Origin of the sequence: Nocardioides alkalitolerans, assembly GCA_038184435.1 — a bacterium.
Lineage (GTDB): Bacteria > Actinomycetota > Actinomycetes > Propionibacteriales > Nocardioidaceae > Nocardioides > Nocardioides alkalitolerans_A.
The window spans coordinates 2,392,587-2,410,944 of the sequence record CP116227.1; the positions used below are offsets into that span (position 1 = coordinate 2,392,587).

14 protein-coding genes and 1 riboswitch are annotated in these 18,358 nt (G+C 74.2%); of the genes, 5 read left to right on the forward strand and 9 right to left on the reverse strand.

Annotated elements, in window-relative coordinates; genetic code table 11:
• Positions 1–45: 45 nt before the first annotated feature.
• Genes PIR53_11475 through PIR53_11485 form a run of 3 tightly spaced genes read left to right on the forward strand, consistent with a single transcriptional unit; the run spans position 46 to position 4,207 of the window.
• Positions 46–807, forward strand: a complete 762-nt coding sequence (locus PIR53_11475; GenBank protein WZH50645.1) for a beta-phosphoglucomutase family hydrolase — start codon at positions 46–48, stop codon at positions 805–807.
• Positions 808–815: 8 nt separating this feature from the next.
• Positions 816–3,320 carry a glycosyl hydrolase family 65 protein gene (locus PIR53_11480; GenBank protein ID WZH54442.1) on the forward strand — a complete coding sequence of 835 codons (2,505 nt, stop codon included), beginning with the start codon at positions 816–818 and terminating at the stop codon, positions 3,318–3,320.
• A gap of 32 nt (positions 3,321–3,352) precedes the next feature.
• Positions 3,353–4,207 carry an EamA family transporter gene (locus PIR53_11485; GenBank protein ID WZH50646.1) on the forward strand — a complete coding sequence of 285 codons (855 nt, stop codon included), beginning with the start codon at positions 3,353–3,355 and terminating at the stop codon, positions 4,205–4,207.
• 20 nt (positions 4,208–4,227) lie between these two features.
• Here PIR53_11485 and PIR53_11490 read toward each other — a convergent pair whose 3' ends face one another.
• Positions 4,228–5,904 (reverse strand): alkaline phosphatase D family protein, encoded by a 1,677-nt coding sequence (locus PIR53_11490; protein WZH50647.1) that lies wholly within the window; start codon positions 5,902–5,904, stop codon positions 4,228–4,230.
• Between the two features lie 92 nt (positions 5,905–5,996).
• On the opposite strand from PIR53_11490, the gene PIR53_11495 reads away from it, so the two are divergent.
• On the forward strand, positions 5,997–6,962 hold the full coding sequence (locus PIR53_11495; GenBank protein WZH50648.1) for an alpha/beta hydrolase: 966 nt from the start codon (positions 5,997–5,999) through the stop codon (positions 6,960–6,962).
• A gap of 23 nt (positions 6,963–6,985) precedes the next feature.
• Positions 6,986–8,137 (forward strand): PQQ-dependent sugar dehydrogenase, encoded by a 1,152-nt coding sequence (locus PIR53_11500; protein ID WZH50649.1) that lies wholly within the window; start codon positions 6,986–6,988, stop codon positions 8,135–8,137.
• 430 nt (positions 8,138–8,567) lie between these two features.
• Here PIR53_11500 and PIR53_11505 read toward each other — a convergent pair whose 3' ends face one another.
• The 8 genes from PIR53_11505 to gatC all read right to left on the reverse strand — a co-directional run bounded on the left by PIR53_11505 (position 8,568) and on the right by gatC (position 18,307).
• Positions 8,568–9,383 carry an ECF transporter S component gene (locus PIR53_11505; GenBank protein ID WZH50650.1) on the reverse strand — a complete coding sequence of 272 codons (816 nt, stop codon included), beginning with the start codon at positions 9,381–9,383 and terminating at the stop codon, positions 8,568–8,570.
• The gene (locus PIR53_11510) at positions 9,380–10,972 is read right to left on the reverse strand and encodes an ATP-binding cassette domain-containing protein (protein WZH50651.1); all 1,593 of its coding nucleotides are present in this window, start codon (positions 10,970–10,972) and stop codon (positions 9,380–9,382) included. Before PIR53_11510 ends, PIR53_11505 begins: the two co-directional genes overlap by 4 nt.
• Positions 10,969–12,075 carry an energy-coupling factor transporter transmembrane component T gene (locus PIR53_11515; protein WZH50652.1) on the reverse strand — a complete coding sequence of 369 codons (1,107 nt, stop codon included), beginning with the start codon at positions 12,073–12,075 and terminating at the stop codon, positions 10,969–10,971. Before PIR53_11515 ends, PIR53_11510 begins: the two co-directional genes overlap by 4 nt.
• A complete protein-coding gene (locus PIR53_11520) occupies positions 12,072–13,019 on the reverse strand; it encodes a hypothetical protein (GenBank protein ID WZH50653.1) in 948 nt (315 codons plus the stop codon). Before PIR53_11520 ends, PIR53_11515 begins: the two co-directional genes overlap by 4 nt.
• A complete protein-coding gene (locus tag PIR53_11525) occupies positions 13,016–14,695 on the reverse strand; it encodes a hypothetical protein (protein WZH50654.1) in 1,680 nt (559 codons plus the stop codon). Before PIR53_11525 ends, PIR53_11520 begins: the two co-directional genes overlap by 4 nt.
• Positions 14,696–14,779: 84 nt before the next feature.
• Positions 14,780–14,857, reverse strand: a riboswitch (cobalamin riboswitch).
• Between the two features lie 101 nt (positions 14,858–14,958).
• Positions 14,959–16,455 carry an Asp-tRNA(Asn)/Glu-tRNA(Gln) amidotransferase subunit GatB gene (gene gatB, locus PIR53_11530; GenBank protein ID WZH50655.1) on the reverse strand — a complete coding sequence of 499 codons (1,497 nt, stop codon included), beginning with the start codon at positions 16,453–16,455 and terminating at the stop codon, positions 14,959–14,961.
• Complete coding sequence (gatA, locus tag PIR53_11535; protein ID WZH50656.1) at positions 16,452–17,999, reverse strand: Asp-tRNA(Asn)/Glu-tRNA(Gln) amidotransferase subunit GatA; 1,548 nt, start codon at positions 17,997–17,999, stop codon at positions 16,452–16,454. Before gatA ends, gatB begins: the two co-directional genes overlap by 4 nt.
• Positions 17,996–18,307: an Asp-tRNA(Asn)/Glu-tRNA(Gln) amidotransferase subunit GatC gene (gene gatC / locus PIR53_11540; GenBank protein WZH50657.1), complete on the reverse strand. Its 312-nt coding sequence runs from the start codon at positions 18,305–18,307 to the stop codon at positions 17,996–17,998. Before gatC ends, gatA begins: the two co-directional genes overlap by 4 nt.
• Between the last annotated feature and the right edge of the window lie 51 nt (positions 18,308–18,358).

Genomic DNA, 18,358 nt, shown 5'->3' on the forward strand with positions numbered 1-18,358 from the left:
GACGCACCTCCCCCGCCCGTGCGGCCGGACCCCTAGCCTGTAGCCGTGACGCGACAGATCGACTGGGCCGACCGTGCCGCCGTGCTCTTCGACCTCGACGGGGTGATCACCCCGACCGCCGAGGTCCACATGCGGGCGTGGGAGGTCATGTTCAACGACTTCCTCGCCGGGTGGAAGGGCGAGGGCGACACCTCGACCTACACGGACCAGGACTACTTCGACCACGTGGACGGCAAGCCGCGGTACGACGGGGTGCGCGACTTCCTCGCGTCCCGTGGCATCGCGCTGCCGGAGGGCGAGGAGTCGGACGGTCCGGAGACCGACACGGTCCGTGGTCTGGGCGACCGCAAGAACGACGCCTTCAACGCGGTCCTGGAGCGCGACGGGGTGACGGCGTACCCGGGCTCGGTGGCGCTGCTCGACCACCTGGCGACCCTGCCGGTGCGCCTCGGCGTCGTGTCGTCCTCCGCCAACGCGCCGGCGGTGCTCGAGGCGGCCGGTCTCCTCGACCGGTTCGAGACCGTCGTCTCCGGTGCCGTCGCCCACGAGCTGGGCCTGCCGGGCAAGCCGGCCCCCGACACCTTCCTCCACGCCGCTGAGGTGCTCGGCGCGACCGCCGCCACCAGCGTCGTGCTCGAGGACGCCGTGTCCGGCGTGCGTGCGGGCGCCGACGGCGGCTTCGTCGACGTCGTGGGCGTCGACCGCGGCGCGGGCGCCGAGGCGCTCACGGCCGCCGGGGCGACCCTCGTGGTCGCCGACCTGGCCGACCTCGTGCCCGGCTCGACGGACGGGGAGGGCGTCGCCTGATGGCCACCATGACGAAGGACATCCCCGAGGACCCGCTCGACCGCGGCCGGTTCCCGATCGACCCCTGGCGGTTCGTGGAGACCGACCACTACCCCGGCGACCTCGGGCTGACCGAGACGCTCTTCGCCGTCTCCAACGGCTACCTCGGCATGCGGGGCAACCCGGCCGAGGGCCGCGACGCCCACGCGCACGGCACCTTCATCAACGGCTTCCACGAGACCTGGCCGATCCAGCACGCGGAGAGCGCGTTCGGCTTCGCGCGCACCGGCCAGACGATCGTCAACGTGCCCGACGTCAAGGTGCTCAAGCTCTACGTGGACGACGAGCCGCTCAACCTGGGCACGGCGGACCTCGAGCACTACGAGCGCAGCCTCGACTTCGCCTCCGGGGTGCTCAGCCGCACCCTCGTGTGGCGCACCCCGGCGGGCAAGCGCGTGCGCGTCGTCTCGACCCGGATGGTGTCGATGACGGAGCGCCACCTGGCGCTCCTCAGCCTCGAGGTCACGATGCTCGACGGCGACGCGCCGATCGTCATCTCCTCGCAGATGCTCAACCGCCAGGACGGCAAGGACGAGTACCACGTCGCCGACGCCGCCCTCGGCGAGGGCATCGACCCCCGCAAGGCCGCCGGCTTCGACCACCGCGTGCTGCTCCCCCGGGGCCACTACTCCACCGACGAGCGGATGATGCTCGGCTACGTGTGCGCGCGGTCGCGGATGACCGTCGCGGTCGCCGCGGACCACGTGCTGACCTGCGACGACACCTACGAGATCATCCACAACGCCGAGGAGGACTCGGCGAAGTACGTCGTGCGCGTCGACGCCACCGAGGGCAACACGGTGAAGCTGGAGAAGGCGGTGGCCTACCACTCGTCGCGCGGCGTGCCCGTGCGCGAGCTCTCCGACCGCTGCGACCGCACCCTCGACCGGGTGCGCCGCATCGGCATCCCGCACTTCCACGCCGAGCAGCGCGCCTGGTACGACCGGTTCTGGGCCGACGCCGACATCCGCGTCGAGGGGCACCCGGCGCTGCAGCAGGCGATCCGCTTCAACCTCTTCCAGCTGGCGCAGGCCAGCGCACGCGCCGACCAGCAGGGCATCCCCGCGAAGGGCGTGACGGGGTCGGGCTACGAGGGGCACTACTTCTGGGACACGGAGATCTACGTGCTCCCGTTCCTCACCTACACGCAGCCCGACGCCGCCCGGAACGCGCTGCACTTCCGCTGCCGGATGCTGCCCGCCGCGCGGGAGCGCGCCCGCGAGATGGCGCAGGAGGGCGCGCTCTTCCCGTGGCGCACGATCAACGGCGAGGAGGCCTCGGCCTACTACGCCGCGGGCACCGCCCAGGTGCACATCGACGCCGACATCTCCTACGCCCTGAGCAAGTACGTCGACGCCACGGGCGACTCCGGGTTCCTGGTGCGCGACGGGATCGACATCCTGGTGGAGACCGCCCGGATGTGGGCCGACCTCGGCTTCTGGCGCACCAACGGCGCCGAGTCGTTCCACATCCACGGCGTGACCGGCCCCGACGAGTACACGACGGTCGTCAACAACAACCTGTTCACGAACGTCATGGCCCGCTACAACCTCGAGCAGGCCGTCCAGGCGGTGCGCGAGGTCGCGGTGAGCGATCCCGCGGCGTACACGCAGATCGTCGCGCGCACGAAGCTGGAGCCGGGCGAGGTCGAGGAGTGGGCGCGCTGCGCGGCCGGGATGACCATCCCGTTCGACGAGACGCTCGGCATCCACCCCCAGGACGAGCACTTCCTCGACCGCGAGGTGTGGGACCTGTCGCGCACGCCGATCGAGCTGCGCCCGCTGCTGCTGCACTACCACCCGCTGGTGATCTACCGGTTCCAGGTGCTCAAGCAGGCCGACGTCGTGCTGGCGCTGTTCCTGCAGGGCGACCGGTTCACGGCGGAGGAGAAGAAGGCCGACTTCGACTACTACGACCCCATCACCACGGGCGACTCGACGCTCTCGGCGGTCGTGCAGTCCGTGATGGCGGCCGAGGTCGGCTACCACGAGGCCGCGATGAAGTACTTCCGCTCGGCGCTCTACGTGGACCTGGCCGACCTGCACGGCAACACGGTCGACGGCCTCCACGTCGCGTCGATGGGCGGCGTGTGGCAGACGCTGGTGTGCGGGTTCGGCGGCATGCGCGACCACGGCGGACGGCTCTCGTTCGACCCGCGGCTGCCGGTCGACTGGCCCTCGCTGTCGTTCCCGCTGCGCTGGCAGGACGTCACGGCCGACATCACCGTCACCCAGGAGACGATGACCGTCTCGGTCCGCGGCGAGGAGGGCGCGTTCCCCTTCCGCGTGCGGGGCGTCGACAACGTCGCGCGGGCCGGGCACGACGTCGTCGTCGACCTCGACGGCCAGGGTCCCCGCATCGACGGCCTGCTCGGCGACCGGCCGCTCATCGGCGGCCACCGTGCCGACGGCACCGTCATCACCGCGGGCGTCCCGAGCCCCGTCGTCGGCCCGGACGACGAGCTCCCCGTCTGATCCCCCCGGACCCACCGCACTAGCATCGGCGCGTGCGACGTGCGGTGGGTCTGGTGCTGGTCGGCATCGCGTCGGTGCAGATCGGTGCCGCCTTCGCCAAGGGGCTCTTCGGCGAGGTGTCGCCGACGACCATCGTCTGGCTCCGGCTGCTGACGAGCACCCTCGTCCTGCTCCTGTGGATCCGGCCGTCGCTGCGTGGCCGGAGCCGCGCCGACTGGTACGTCGTGGTCGGCTTCGGGCTCAGCCTCGGGCTCATGAACTGGGCGATCTACCAGTCCTTCGCCCGCATCCCGATCGGCATCGCGGTCACGATCGAGTTCATCGGACCCCTCACGCTCGCCCTGTTGGGATCCCGCCGGGTCCGTGACCTGGTGTGGGTGGGCCTCGCAGCCGCCGGCGTCGTGCTGCTCGGCGCCGAGCCGGCGGACCTGGACCTGGTGGGCGTGGCGTTCGCGCTCCTCGCCGGGGCCGCGTGGGCGGCGTACATCCTGCTCAGTGCCCGCACCGGTGCGCGCTGGGAGGGCCTCGACGGGCTCGCCGTCGCGAGCCTGGTCGCGGTGCTGCCGCTGACGCCGTACGTGCTCGCCGCCCACGGTGACGTGCTGCTCGACGGCCGGGTGCTGCTCGTCGGGCTCGCGGTGGGGCTGCTGAGCTCGGTGATCCCCTACAGCTGCGAGCTCGTGGCGCTCCGCACGCTGCCGCCCTCGGTGTTCGGGATCCTGATGAGCCTCGAACCGGCCGCCGCCGCCGTCGCGGCGCTCGTGGTGCTCGGCGAGCTGCTCACCGCGCTGCAGGTCGCGGCCATCGCCTGCGTCGTCGCGGCGGTGGCCGGCGCGACGGCGACGTCGCGGGGCGGACCCGTGCCCGCCGGGCCCGCCCCGGACTGAGCCGTCCGACGAGGGCTCCGCTAGGAGCCCGTCTCCTCCCGGATGGTGTCCTCCACGATCTGCGCGTCGCTGGGCCGTCCCCGCCGTGCCGCGATCCCCGGGCCGGCGCTCGCCAGCGGGGTGTCCGCCACCTGCTGGAGGCCGCGCACGCGGTCCTCGATGACGTAGGACCGCCGGGTGAAGACCGCGGCGCCGGGCGTCGTCACCGCCGGCACGCAGCGGAAGTCCGCGGTGAGGGCGTCCGGCGTGATGGTCGTCGCGACGTAGCCCCGGAGGCTGTTCCAGAACTTCAGGTTCGGGTTGTCGTCGAACCACGGGTGGGTGCCCGACGGCTCGTCGTACCCGTTGCCGCCCGAGGTGATGGACGTCGTGACGAGCTCGGAGCCGATCGGCGCGTCCTGCGCGGCGTAGTCGAGGTGGAGGTCCCCCGCCCAGTGGGTGTGGACGTCGCCGGTGAGCACCACGGGGTTGCGCACCCCGGCGTCCACCCACCCGCGCTGGATGCGGTCGCGCGACGCCGGGTAGCCGTCCCACGAGTCCATCGACACGGTCTCGCGCGCGCCCTCTGCGTTGCGCCGGCCACCGAAGAAGACCTGCTGGCCGAGCACGTCCCAGCGCGCGTGCGACCGGGCGAAGCCGTCGAGCAGCCACGACTCCTGCGCCCGACCGGTGAGGGTGCGGGCCGGGTCGTCGTAGCCCCCGCCCCGCTCCTTCCAGCCGTCGCCCTGGGCCTGGTCGGAGCGGTACTGCCGGGTGTCGAGCATGTGGAAGCTCGCCAGCCGCCCCCACGTGATCCGGCGGAACAGCTGCAGTCCCGGACCGCGCGGCACGGAGGTGCGCCGCAGCGGCATGTTCTCGTAGTAGGCGCGGTACGCCGCGGCGCGGCGCTCGAGGAACCCGCCCTGCTCGGCGGGCTTCTCCGACACCCCGGCCGCGTAGTTGTTGTCCACCTCGTGGTCGTCCCACACGACGAGCCATGGTGCCGCGGCGTGGGCGGCCTGCAGGTCGGGGTCGGTCTTGTACTGCGCGAGCCGCTGCCGGTAGCCGGCGAGGGTCGTCGTCTCCGGGCCGGCGTGAGGACGCAGGTGGGCCGGGTTGGCGGCCCCCTCGTACTGGTAGTCGCCGAGGTGCAGCACCAGGTCTGGCTGCTCCTCGGCCAGGTGGCGGTAGGCCGTGAAGAAGCCGACGGGGTAGTTCGAGCACGAGGCGAACGCCATCCGCAGCTCGCTCGGCAGGGCCCACGGCGCAGGCGCCGTGACCGCGCGACCCACCGGGGAGCGGTGCGCGCCGAGGGCGAACCGGTACCAGTACTCCCGCCCCGCCCGCAGCCCGCCCAGCTCCACGTGGACGGCGTGGCCGGACTCCGGTCCGACGCTGACGGTCCCGCGCCGTACGACGTGGCGGAAGCCGGGGTCCTGCGCCACCTCCCAGCGGACCGGGAACCGGCGGGAGGCCATGCCGCCCGAGCCGTCCGCGGCGAGCGGCTCGGTGGCCAGGCGGGTCCAGACGACGAAGCCGTCCGGCGACGGGTCGCCCGAGGCGACGCCCAGCGTGAACGGGTCGGCGACCGGGGTGCGGGTGGCGGCCGTCGGCCGCGCATCGGGCCTCCCCGCGGCGGACGCGGGGAGGGCGGGCAGGACGAGCGCGGGCGCCAGGACGGCGCCGGCACCCAGGACAGTTCTCCGAGATGAGTGCACGGCTCCCGAGCCCACGCCCCTGGAACGACAGGCGTCGGCCGTCGCGGCGACCGGCAGGTGAACAGTCGCCGCGTCGTGCACAATCGGGTGCTGTGCCTCCCTCCCTCCGGGCCGTCAGCGCCGACGAGAGCCCGTCCGACAGCCCGATCCGTCTGACGTACCACGACGTCACGAGCGCCGACGGCACCCGGCTGCGCGCCTGGACCAACGACCCCGACCGGGCGCTGCCCGGCCCCACGGTGCTGCTCTGCAACGGTCTCGGCACGAACCCCTACGCGTGGCCCTTCCTGCTCGACCCGGCCTGCGACGTGCGCGTCGTGTCGTGGCAGCACCGCGGCGTGGGCGGCTCCGAGCGGCCCGTCGACCGCTGCCACATCGGCATCGACTCGCTCGTCGAGGACGCCGTCGCCGTCATGGACGACGCCGGTCTCGACCGGGCCCCGACCATGGGCTGGTCGATGGGCGTCAACACCCAGTTCGAGCTCGCCACCCTCCACCCCGACCGGGTGTCGGGCCTGTTCGCGATGGCCGGGGTGCCCGGCGCCACCTTCTCCACGATGCTGGAGCCGACGCGCCTGCCGGCGCCGGTACGTCGCCGGCTCGCCGTCGGCACGACCCGCGTCGCCCGGGTGCTCGGGCCTGCGATCAGCACCGTCGCCCAGGCGCTGCCGATCACGCCGCGCACCATCTCCGTGCTCGGCCGCACCGGGTTCATGTTCCCGATCGAGGACCGCGAGAACGCCGCCGTCGCCGTGCGGGAGTTCCTGACGACGCCGTTCGACTGGTACTTCCACCTCGCCCTCCACGCCGCCCGCCACCAGCGCGTCTCGCTCAGCGCGATCGACGTGCCGGCGATGTTCGTCGCCGGGTCGGCCGACATCCTGGCGGGCTCGCGCGCGATGCGCACCGCGGCGGAGCGGATGGCGGACGCGACCTACGTCGAGCTCCGCGGGTCCCACTTCATCGGGATGGAGCAGCCGGCGGAGGTGCACCGCCTGCTGCGCGAGCTGCTCGCGCGGGTGGCGGAGCGGGAGGCCACGAGCGGCGGGACCGACTGACGCGACCTGCGTACGGTGGGGCCATGCGCCGCTCCGCCGCCGTCGTGACCGCCTCCGCCCTGCTCACGCTGGCCGCCTGCGGCGCGGACGAGCCCGACGAGGCATCCCCGTCCCCGTCCGCCCCGCCGTCGACCTCGTCCTCGGCGCCCGCGCCGTCCTCGTCCTCCGCGCCCGCGCCGGCGACGCCCCGCGTGCCGGAGGCGACGGGGGACGTCACCACCGGGCTCGACGCGCCCTGGGACATCGCCTTCATGCCCGACGGCGCCGCCGTCGTGCCCGAGCGCGACTCGGGCCTCGTGAAGCTCGTGTACGACGACGGCACCGTCATCGAGGCCGGCGAGTTCCCCGAGGCGGAAGGCCCCGACGAGGCGGGCCTGCTCGGCGTCGCGGTCTCGCCCGACTTCGCCGAGGACCGCCAGCTGTACTTCTACTTGACGACCGCCGACGACAACCGCGTCGTACGCCGCACCCTCACCGAGGACGGCACCCTCGGCGAGCAGGAGGCGGTGCTGACCGGCATCCCCAGCTCGAACCGGCACGACGGCGGACGTCCCGAGTTCGGTCCCGACGGCTACCTCTACGTCGCCACCGGTGATGCCGGACAGCCCGACCTCGCCCAGGACCCCGACTCGCTCGCCGGCAAGATCCTGCGGATCACCCCCGACGGCGACCCCGCCCCCGGCAACGCCGACCCCGCCTCGCCCGTCTACTCCCTCGGCCACCGCAACGTGCAGGGCCTCGCCTTCGACGACGCCGGCCGGCTGTGGGCAAGCGAGTTCGGCGACCAGGCGTTCGACGAGCTCAACCTCATCACCGCCGGCGGCAACTACGGCTGGCCCGAGGTCGAGGGCACCGGCGGCGAGGCCCAGGGCTTCGTCGACCCCGTCGTCACCTGGACCACCGACGAGGCGTCGCCCTCCGGGCTGGCGTACGCCGAGGGCTCGCTCTGGATGGCCGCCCTCCGCGGTCAGCGGCTCTGGCGGATCGACCTCGCGACGGGCGGCGAGGGTGGCGTCGCCGGCGAGCCCACGCCGTACTTCGACGGGGACTACGGGCGGCTGCGGCAGGTGACCCCCGCCCCCGACGGCACGCTGTGGCTGCTCACCAACAACACCGACGGACGCATCGCCCCGCGCGACGGCGACGACCGGATCGTGCGGTTGAGGCTGGGCTGAGTTCTCTGGCCTCGCTCCGCTCGGCTAGCCCGCGGCGCGGTGCCCTTGGGCCTCGCTCCGCTCGGCTGTGCCCGCGGCGCTCCGAGCTCCTGTCCTTCGGTCGATCCCGACCACGCCTCCCCCGCTGCGCTCCCCCGACGCGGCCGCTCCTCCCTCAGGACACGAGCGCGCCGCGGTGCTTTGTGGCCTCGCTCCGCTCGGCTGTGCCCGCGGCGCCACGAGCTCCCGCCCTTCGGTCGATCCCGACCACGCCTCCCCCGCTGCGCTCCCCCGACGCGGCCGCTCCTCCCTCAGGACACGAGCGCGCCGCCGGCGGCGGGTGGGGCGAAATGTGCGGTTGGGGTGGGTCTGGCTCGATCAGACCTGCACCAGCTGCACAGTTCGTGAGCCGGCGTGAGCGGGGCGCGCCGCGGGCGGCGGGACCGGCGCGTCAGGCCCGGACCACCCGCGCGCGCCGGGCGGCGCGGCGCAGGACGACCAGCACCGACGGGCCGAGGAGCACGACGGCGAGGGCGGTGGTGATCGCGCGGCCGGTGTCCCAGCTGGTCGTCGACGTGACGAGGGTGTAGACGAGGAAGCGGCCCAAGTTCTCGTGCAGCGGGTCGCCGGGCACGAACATGAGCCCCTGGTCGTCGACGCCCGGGATGCCGATGCCCAGCAGGTAGGGCCAGCCCTGCAGGTTGAGCAGGAGGCCGTAGACGTAGGCCGCGAGGACGCCGTACGCCGCCAGCAGTGCGATCTCCCGACGTCCGGTCACGGGGCGCCCCAGCACCCGCCGGGGCAGCAGGCCGGCGCCGAGGCCGACCCACGCGGAGACGAGCATCTGGTAGGGCAGCCACGGCCCGACACCCGCCGTCAGCAGGGCCCCGGCGAAGAGCGAGAGCGCCCCCAGCACGAAGCCGAACCCGGGCCCGAACACCCGGCCCGCCAGGATCAGCAGGAAGAAGACGAGCTCGAGCCCGGCGACCCCGGCACCCATGCCGCGCAGCACCGCGTTGACGGCCGTCAGCACGCCCAGCACCGCGAGGGCCCGCGCGTCGAGGCCGCCCTCGCTGAGCTCGGCGACGACCACGGCCAGCACCACGGGCAGGAGCACGAGGAACAGGAACGGCGGCTGCACCCGCGCCCCGGGCTCCGCCTGCACGAGCAACGGCCAGACGAGCATCATGAGGCCCGCCACCGAGGCGGCGCCCAGCACCAGTGCCGAGCGCCGGCCGATGGGCACGGGCGTGCCGACCGCGCTCACGAGGACTCCACCGCCGCGACGACCTCGTCGACCGTGAGCCAGCCCGCGCCGGTGATCTTGGCGACCTGGGGGGCGAAGGAGGGGGACTCGGCGAGCACCACGCGCACCGGTCCCGCCGAGACGACCTCGCCCTCGGCCATGACGACGACCCGGTCGGCGACCCGCGCGACGAACTCGACGTCGTGGGAGGCGACGAGCACCGCGTGGCCGGCGTCGGCGAGACGCCGGAGCGTCACCGCCAGCACCTCCTTCGCCGGGTAGTCGAGACCGCGGGTCGGTTCGTCGAGCAGCAGCACCGGGGGTTCGGCGACGAGCACGATGGCGAGCACCAGCGCGAGCCGCTGCCCCTCGGAGAGATCGCGGGGGTGCTGGTCGGGGTCGATCCCCGGCACCATCGCCGCCAGCAGTGCCGCGCACGAGCCCGCCTCGACCCGGGCGCCCGCGTCCGCCGCCGCGCACTCGTCGCGCACCGTCTCGAGGTAGAGCAGGTCGGCCGCGGTCTGCGGGACGAGCCCCACGCGCCGTACCCGCTCGTCCGGAGACAGCCCCGCGGGGTCGACGCCGTCGACGGTGACCCGCCCGGCGTACCGCTTCCGCGACCCCTGCAGCGCCCAGATCAGGCTCGACTTGCCGGCGCCGTTGCGCCCCATCAGCGCCGTCACGACGCCGCCCGGCAGGTCGACGTCGACCTCGCGCACGACCGCGCGGCGCCCGTGGGCGACGGTCACGCCGCGGCCCGTCAGGCCCGCGCCCGTCGCCGTGCGGACGGGAGCGGCAGGCGCCTCGGACAGCCCGAGCCCGCGCACCCGACGGCGCGCGTCGCGGACCGTCAGGGGCAGCGGCTCCCACCCGAGCCGACGACCGAGCTCGACGATCGGGGGCACGACCGGGGCCTCGCGGAGCACGTCGGCGGTGTCGCCGACGCGCACGCGCCCCTCACCGGTGAGCAGGCAGGTCCGGTCGGCGAACGGTACGACGCGCTCCAGCCGGTGCTCGGCCAGGAGCACCGACAGGCCGACGTCGTGGACGAGCCGGGTCAGGCTCGCCAGCACCTCCTCGGCCGCCGTCGGGTCGAGCGCCGACGTCGGCTCGTCCAGCACCAGCAGCCGCGGGTGGGCCGCCAGCACCGACCCGATGGCGACGCGCTGCTGCTGGCCGCCGGACAGCGCCCGCAGGTCGCGCGCGCGGAGGTCGGCGATGCCGAGCAGGTCGAGCGTCTCCTCGACCCGCCGCCGCATCGTCGCCGGCGCGAGGCCGAGCTGCTCCATGCCGTAGGCCAGCTCCTCCTCGACCGTGTCGGTGACGAAGCCGGCGACGGGGTCCTGCCCGACGTACCCCACGAGGTGCGCCCGCTCGCGCGGCGGCAGGTCGACGATGCTCACCCCGTCGACGAGGACGTCGCCGGTGAGGGTGCCGCCGGTGAACCGCGGCACGAGCCCCGGTACGACGCCCAGGAGCGTCGACTTGCCCACCCCGGTGCGTCCCGCGACGAGCACGAGCTCGCCCTCCTCGACCTCGAGGTCGACCCGGTCGAGCACCGGGGACGACGCCTCGTCGTAGGTGAAGCTGATCCCCCGCAGCTCGATCACCGGGCACCCCCGTCGGCTCCGGGCGGGGGCGGCGCCAGCAGCGCCACCAGCCCCAGCAGCGCCGCTGCGAGCGCCGCGACGCTGACCACGGGGGCGGCCAGCAGGTCGGGCTCGAGCACGAGCGGCTCCGTGCTCCGGAGCACGAGGAAGGCGGCGAGCACCGCGACGCCCGTCGCCACGACGACGACCTCGGGCCACCGCCACGGCGCCGGCCGGTAGCGCGTGCGCCCCACCCGCCGACCCGACGCGACCATGCCGGCCACCGCGAGCGTCACGCCGAGCGCCAGCATCGGGAGCGCCAGCCACCGCGGGGCGGTCAGGTCGAGCACCCCGTAGACGCCCACCCCGATCCCGACCATGCCGCCCAGCATGAGGGTCCCGGTGCGGAGGCGCTGCGCCCGGGTCGCCTCGCCGGACCGGCCGTAGCCCCGGGTGTCCATCCCCGCCGCGAGGGCCAGGGACCGGTCGAGCGCGTCCTCCAGCACGGGCACGAGCACCCGCCGGATGCTCGTCCACCGCCGCCCCCGGCCCGCGGGGGACGGGCGGAGGCGCTGGGCGGCGCGCACGCGGCGTACCGACTGCGCGAGCTGGGGCATGACGTTGACGGCGACGACGAGGGCGGTGCCGACCTCGTACAGCGCCGCCGGCATCGACGCCATCAGCCGCTTCGGGTTGGCGAGGGCGTTGGCGGCACCGACGCAGATGACGATCGTCGCGAGGCGGAGCCCGTCGTAGAGCCCGCCGAGCAGGGCCTCCTGCGTCACGGGGCCGAGGAGCTGGATGCCGAGGACGGCGTCGGGCAGCGGGATCTCGGGGAGGTCGACGAGCACGCGCGTGCCGTAGGCGCCGCCGACGAGCAGGCGGAACAGCACGCGGAGCACGACGATGAGCGCACCCACCGCGAGGTAGAGGTGGAAGACCCGTGCCCAGGGGTGGTCCGTGCGGCGGGCCACCACCACGATGCAGGCGGTGGCGACGAGCAGCAGCTGGAGGTAGGGGTTCGACGTCGTGGACGCCGCCGCCGCCAGTCCCACGGCCCAGCCCCACCACGCGAGCGGGTGCAGCTCACGGGGCAGGCGGGCGACCGCCGCCCGCCCGCTCACAGCAGCGGACCCGCTTCCGACCTCCTCCGCCGGGCGAGGGCGAGGCCGCCACCACCGGCGGCGAGCACGACGGCCACGATCCCGAGCGCCCACCACGGCACGCTGCCGCCCGCGGCCTCGTCGGCGGCGTCGCTGTCGCTCTGCGCGTCGACGGTCACCTCGTCCTGGTACTCCAGCGTCTCCCCCGCGCTCGGCGCACCGCTGGTCGGCGCGTCGGTCGCAGCCGCCGTCGGGTCCGTCGTGGGCTGCGTGGTCGCCCCGGTCGTGGGCGCGTCCGACGGGGCGTCGGTCGGGTCGGTCGTCGCCGACCCCGGTACGCCGCTGCTCGGCGCGCTGCCGCCGCCGGGCGTGGTCGAGGGTGCGGTGCCGCGGGACGCGCCGCTGCCCGGGGCCGACGGTGCCGACGGGCTGGAGCCCGATCCGCTGCCGGAACCGCCGCCGGAGCCACTGCCGGAGCCGCTGCCGGAACCCGCCGAGCGGTCCGTCGCCGCGATGCGCGGCCGGTCCATCGATCCCGCGTTCTGCCAGGTCCAGGCGACGTACCCGCCGTCCGGGACCTTGAGACCCGTCACCCCGACGCCCGAGTACTTCCAGCCGGACGAGCCGTCCGACCACCACAGGCTCCAGTAGTTCTTCGCGCGCTGGTCGTCGCCGCAGCGGGTCGTGGGGGCACCGTCGACGGTGCAGACGTAGCCCGGCTGCGCCGGGTGGAACCCCATCGAGAAGCCCGCCGAGGTGAAGAGGTCGTCGGCGTTGCCGCCCGAGCCGACGCAGCGCGCGTCGACGCCGCCGCCCGAGGGCAGCGCCGTGCCGTCGACGACGACCGTCACCCCGCCGGCGCCGGTGCAGCCGGCGGCCTGGGCGGGGGCCGCCGACACGGCTCCGAGCACGGGCGTCGCCGCCACCGCGAGCGCGGTGGCGGCGACGAAGCGGGCGAACCTCACTTGACGACGGTGAAGGTGGACTTCACGAAGCGGTCGGCGTACTGACCGACGATCGCGAACTCCCACCGGCCGAGCGTGCTGCCGCCGCGGAAGGCGAAGGAGGCGCGACCGTTGGCGTCCGCCTTGCCGGTGCCGCGGACGCGACCGTGGTAGCTGAGCGTGAACGGCTCACCGGGCGCGAGGCCGCTGACCTTGACGGCGACCTGGCCGTTCTGGCGGACGGTCGCGGTCGACGTCAGGCCGAAGCGCTTGGCGGCGAGCGACCAGTACGAGATCTTCACCGACGAGCGACCGGTGGTGCCCAGGTAGAGGTTGCGCAGCGCCGTGCCGACCGGAACGCGGACCGTGGCCGTGGTCTGGCCGTCGAGGTCGGCCGTCACGAAGACGGGCTGCTGGCCGCCGACGAGGCAGCCGGTCTCGCCCGGGGCGAGCCCGGCGACGAGCACCGACATGGTGCCGCCGGAGCGCTGACGACCGGAGTCGGCGCGCATGCCGGGCCGGCCCTCGGCGGCGAGCGCCCACTGCAGCGCCGGGAACGCCTGGCCGTTGGCGAGCTGCCACTGGTACGTCGTGTCCTCGGTGATGCCGTCGGTGCGACCGGCCGCCAGCGCGGCGTCGTCGTAGGCCAGCGCACCCTGGTCGCCGTTCAGCTCCGAGCGGCACGAGGCGATCTCGTTCACCTGGTGCTGGCGCAGCCAGGCAGCGGCGGCCTCCGGCTCGAAGCCGATGTCCGCGGGGTTGCCGTCGATCCCGCCGAGCACCCCGAGGGCGAGGGCAGCGAGGCCCGTGCTGTTGGCGTTGGCGCCGATCTCGCCGCCGTCGCCCCACGCGCCGTCGTCGCCCTGGGTGGTCGCGAGGAAGTCGACCGCCGCGAAGATCGCGTCCTGGTTGCGCTCGTCCTCCGCTGCCTGGTCGAGCAGCGCGAGGATCGCGAGCGCGGTGACGTCGGTGCTGCCCTCCCCGCCGGCGGCGTCGCACGACTGGTCGGCGGCGGCCGGGTCGGAGAAGTAGAGCCGGAAGCCGCCGTCGGCGCACTGCTGCTGGAGCAGGAACTCGGTGGCGAGCGGCGCGAGGTCGCTGCCGGCGTTGTTCAGGGCCTCGACCGCGAACGCCTGGCCGAAGCCGTTGGCGTAGTCGGCCGCGAACTCGTCCTCGGGGTCGAAGTCGTCGAAGATCCGGCCCTCGGCCGGGCCGTCGATCGTGACCTGGCCCTCGAGACGCTGCACCAGGTCGACACCGCCGTACGACGAGGCGTCACCTCCGGCGTACTGCACCAGCGTGAGGAGCTTGGCCGTGCCGCCCGCGCTGACGAGGGTGCCGAAGCCGTTGTCGCCGGTGTACGACGCGGCGAGCGGCTCCACGGCGTCGGTGACCGCGGCGACGGCCTCGTCGTCACCTGCGTAGTAGAAGCTCCGACCGGCGTCGACCGTGGCGCTCGTGTTGGGGCCGAAGCTGGTCTGCAACACCCCGTCGCCCTCGGCGAGCTGGGCGGTGAGCCAGGCGGCGGCCGCCTCGGCGGGGGCGGTGTCGTAGCCGTCCTCGGTGACGGCGGTGACCGCGGGGGTGGCGGCGGACGCCGTGAGCGGGGGCAGCAGGGCCGCCGTGGTGGCCGTGGCCGCGACCGCGGCGATGGCGAGCGCGCCGGCACGGGGGCCGATCAGGTGACGCAGGGACATGGGTTCCTCTCCGCTGCAGCGCACGGAGACCCCTCAGGACCCCCGCCGCGTTCCGCGACAGCGTGGTGTCAGGCACCTCGCGGCAGGTGTTCCGGCTCGCCGGACCCCGGGGGATCCGGCCTACGGTTGCGGGTCAGCGCCGGATTCGGACCGGCTTCCCCTGCACGCGACGTGGACGAGCGCCCGCCGACCGGCGGGCGCTCGTCACTGTAGCTGAGATCGCGCTGAGAGGACCCGTCCGCGTGGACCCCGGACGGTGCCCGTCAGGCCAGGCGCTCCAGCACGAGCTCGCGGACCCGGCCGGCGTCGGCCTGACCGCGCATCTCCTTCATGACGGCGCCGATGAGGGCGCCGGCGGCGGCGTGCTTGCCGTCGCGGATCTTCTGCGCCACGTCGGGGTTGGCCTCGATCGCCTTGTCGACCGCGGCGCCCAGGGCGCCGTCGTCGGAGACGATCGCGAGACCGCGGGCCGCGACGATCTCCTCCGGCGTGCCCTCGCCGGCGACGAGGCCGTCGAAGACCTGGCGCGCCAGCTTGTCGTTGATCGTGCCAGCGTCGACGAGCGCCTGGACGGCGGCGACCTGGACCGGCGTGACGCCGACCTCGGCCAGCTCGACGCCCGCGTCCTTCGCCCGGCGCGCGAGCTCGGCGACCCACCACTTGCGCGCGGCCTGGGGCGCGGCGCCCGCGGCGATCGTCTCCTCGACGAGGCCGAACGCGCCCGCACCGACGGTGTCGCGCATCTCGAGGTCGGTGAAGCCCCACTCGCCCTGGAGACGGGCGCGCTTGGCCGTCGGGTTCTCCGGCAGCGTGGCGCGGAGCTCCTCGACCCACTCCCGGCTGGGCGCGACCGGCACGAGGTCGGGCTCGGGGAAGTAGCGGTAGTCCTCCGCGTCGGACTTCTCGCGACCGGAAGTCGTGATGCCCGTGTCCTCGTGGAAGTGACGCGTCTCCTGCACGACCTTGCCGCCACCGTCGAGGACGCCCGCGTGGCGCGAGACCTCGAAGCGCACGGCGCGCTCGATGGAGCGGAACGAGTTCACGTTCTTCGTCTCGCTGCGGGTGCCGAGCACGCCGGAGCCGGTCGGTGCCAGCGAGAGGTTCACGTCGGCGCGCAGGTTGCCCTGGTCCATCCGGGCCTCGGAGACCCCGAGCGCGAGGATGAGGTCGCGCAGCTGCTGCACGTAGGCCCGCGCCACGGCGGGGGCCTTCGCGCCCGCCCCCGTGATGGGGCGCGTGACGATCTCGATCAGCGGGATGCCGGCGCGGTTGTAGTCGACCAGCGAGTGGTCGGCCCCGTGGATGCGGCCCGTGGCGCCGCCCACGTGGGTCGACTTGCCGGTGTCCTCCTCCATGTGGGCCCGCTCGATCTCGACCCGGAACGTCTCCCCGTCCACGTCGACGTCCATGTAGCCGTCGAAGGCGATGGGCTCGTCGTACTGCGACGTCTGGAAGTTCTTCGGCATGTCCGGGTAGAAGTAGTTCTTCCGCGCGAAGCGGCACCACTCGGCGATGTCGCAGTTCAGCGCGAGGCCGATGCGGATCGCGGCCTCCACGGCCTTGCCGTTGACCGCGGGCATGGCGCCCGGGAGGCCGAGGCAGGTCGGGCAGACCTGCGTGTTCGGCTCGCCGCCGAACGTCGCGGGGCAGCCGCAGAACATCTTCGTCGCCGTGTTGAGCTCGACGTGGACCTCGAGGCCCAGCGCCGGCTCGTAGCGGGTCAGCGCCTCGTCGAAGTCGACCAGGGTGTCGGTGCTCATCGGGCGACCTCCTCCAGCTCGGGGGCCTGCGCGAGCAAGGCCCCGCCCCACGTGCGTGCCAGCAGTGCCTCGACGGCCGCACCGACCCGGTAGACCCGGTCGTCGGCCATCGCCGGCGCCAGCACCTGGAAGCCGACCGGCAGCCCGTCCTCGTCGGCGAGACCGGCGGGCACGGAGATGCCCGGGATGCCGGCCAGGTTCGCGGGGATCGTGGCGAGGTCGCCGGCGTACATCGCCAGCGGGTCGTCGAGCTTCTCACCGAGCTTGAACGCGGTCGTCGGCGCCGTCGGGCTGACGAGCACGTCGACCTGCTCGAAGGCGGCGTCGAAGTCGCGGGCGATGAGCGTGCGGATCTTCTGCGCCTGGCCGTAGTAGGCGTCGTAGTAGCCCGACGACAGCGCGTAGGTGCCGATGATGATGCGGCGCTTCACCTCGTCGCCGAAGCCGGCGTCGCGGCTCGCGCGCATGACCTCCTCCGCGCTCGGCGCGTCGACGCCGTCGGGCAGCACCCGCACGCCGTAGCGCATCGCGTCGAACTTCGCGAGGTTGGAGGAGCACTCCGCGGGGAGCACCAGGTAGTACGCCGCGATGGCGTGCACGATGTTCGGGCAGCTGACCTCGACGACCTCGGCGCCGGCGTCGACGAGCAGCGCGACAGTCTCGTCGAAGCGGGCCTTCACGCCGGGCTGCCAGCCGTCGCCGCTCAGCTCCTCCACGACGCCGACCTTGAGACCGGTCAGGTCACCGGTGGCGCCCTGGCGGGCGGCCTCGACCAGGCTGGGCAGCTCCTGCGGGATGCTCGTGGAGTCGCGCGGGTCGTGGCCGCCGATCAGGTCCTGCAGCAGGGCCGAGTCGAGCACCGTGCGGGTCACCGGACCGACCTGGTCGAGCGAGTTGGCGAGCGCGACGAGGCCGTAGCGCGACACCGCGCCGTACGTCGGCTTCACGCCCACCGTGCCCGTGACGGCGCCGGGCTGCCGGATGGAGCCGCCCGTGTCGGTGCCGATGGCGAGGGGGGCCTCGTACGCCGCGACCGCGGCCGCCGACCCGCCGCCGGAGCCGCCCGGGATGCGGGTCAGGTCCCACGGGTTGCGGGTCGGTCCGTACGCCGAGTGCTCGGTGGAGGAGCCCATGGCGAACTCGTCCATGTTGGTCTTGCCGAGGATCGGCAGGCCGGCGGCCTTGAGCTTGGTGACGACGGTGGCGTCGTACGGCGGCACCCAGCCCTCGAGGATGCGCGAGCCGCACGTCGTGGGCAGGCCCGTGGTCGCGAGCACGTCCTTGACGGCGATCGGCACGCCGTCGAGGGCGTGGAGCGGGGCGCCCGCCGAGCGACGCTCGTCCGAGGCGCGGGCCTGCGCGAGGGCGCCCTCGGCGTCCACGTGGAGGAAGGCGTGCACGCCCGAGTCGGCGTCGCCGTCGACGGCGGCGATCCGGTCGAGGTGGGCCTGGGTCAGCTCGACCGAGGTGACCTCGCCGGCGGCCAGCGCGTCGGCCAGCTCGGCGGCGGTGCGGCGGGTCCAGTCGGTGGTCGCGGCGCTCACTGCTCGTCCCCCAGGATCCGCGGCACGCTGAAGCGCTGCTCCTCCACGGCCGGCGCGCCCGAGAGCGCCTGCTCGGCCGTGAGGCCCGGGACGACGACGTCCTCGCGGAAGACGTTGGTCATCGGGATCGGGTGGGACGTCGGCGGCACGTCGTCGCCGGCCACGCCCTGGATCGACGCCACGGACTCCAGGATCACGGAGAGCTGGGGCGCCAGGTGGTCGAGCTCGGCGTCGGACAGGTCGATGCGGGCGAGGTCGGCGAGGTGCGCCACGTCCTCACGCGTCAGCGACGGAGGTGTGTCGGGCATGGCCGTCATCCTAGTGACGGCGCCGACGTGCAACCGAACGGCGGGGGCACG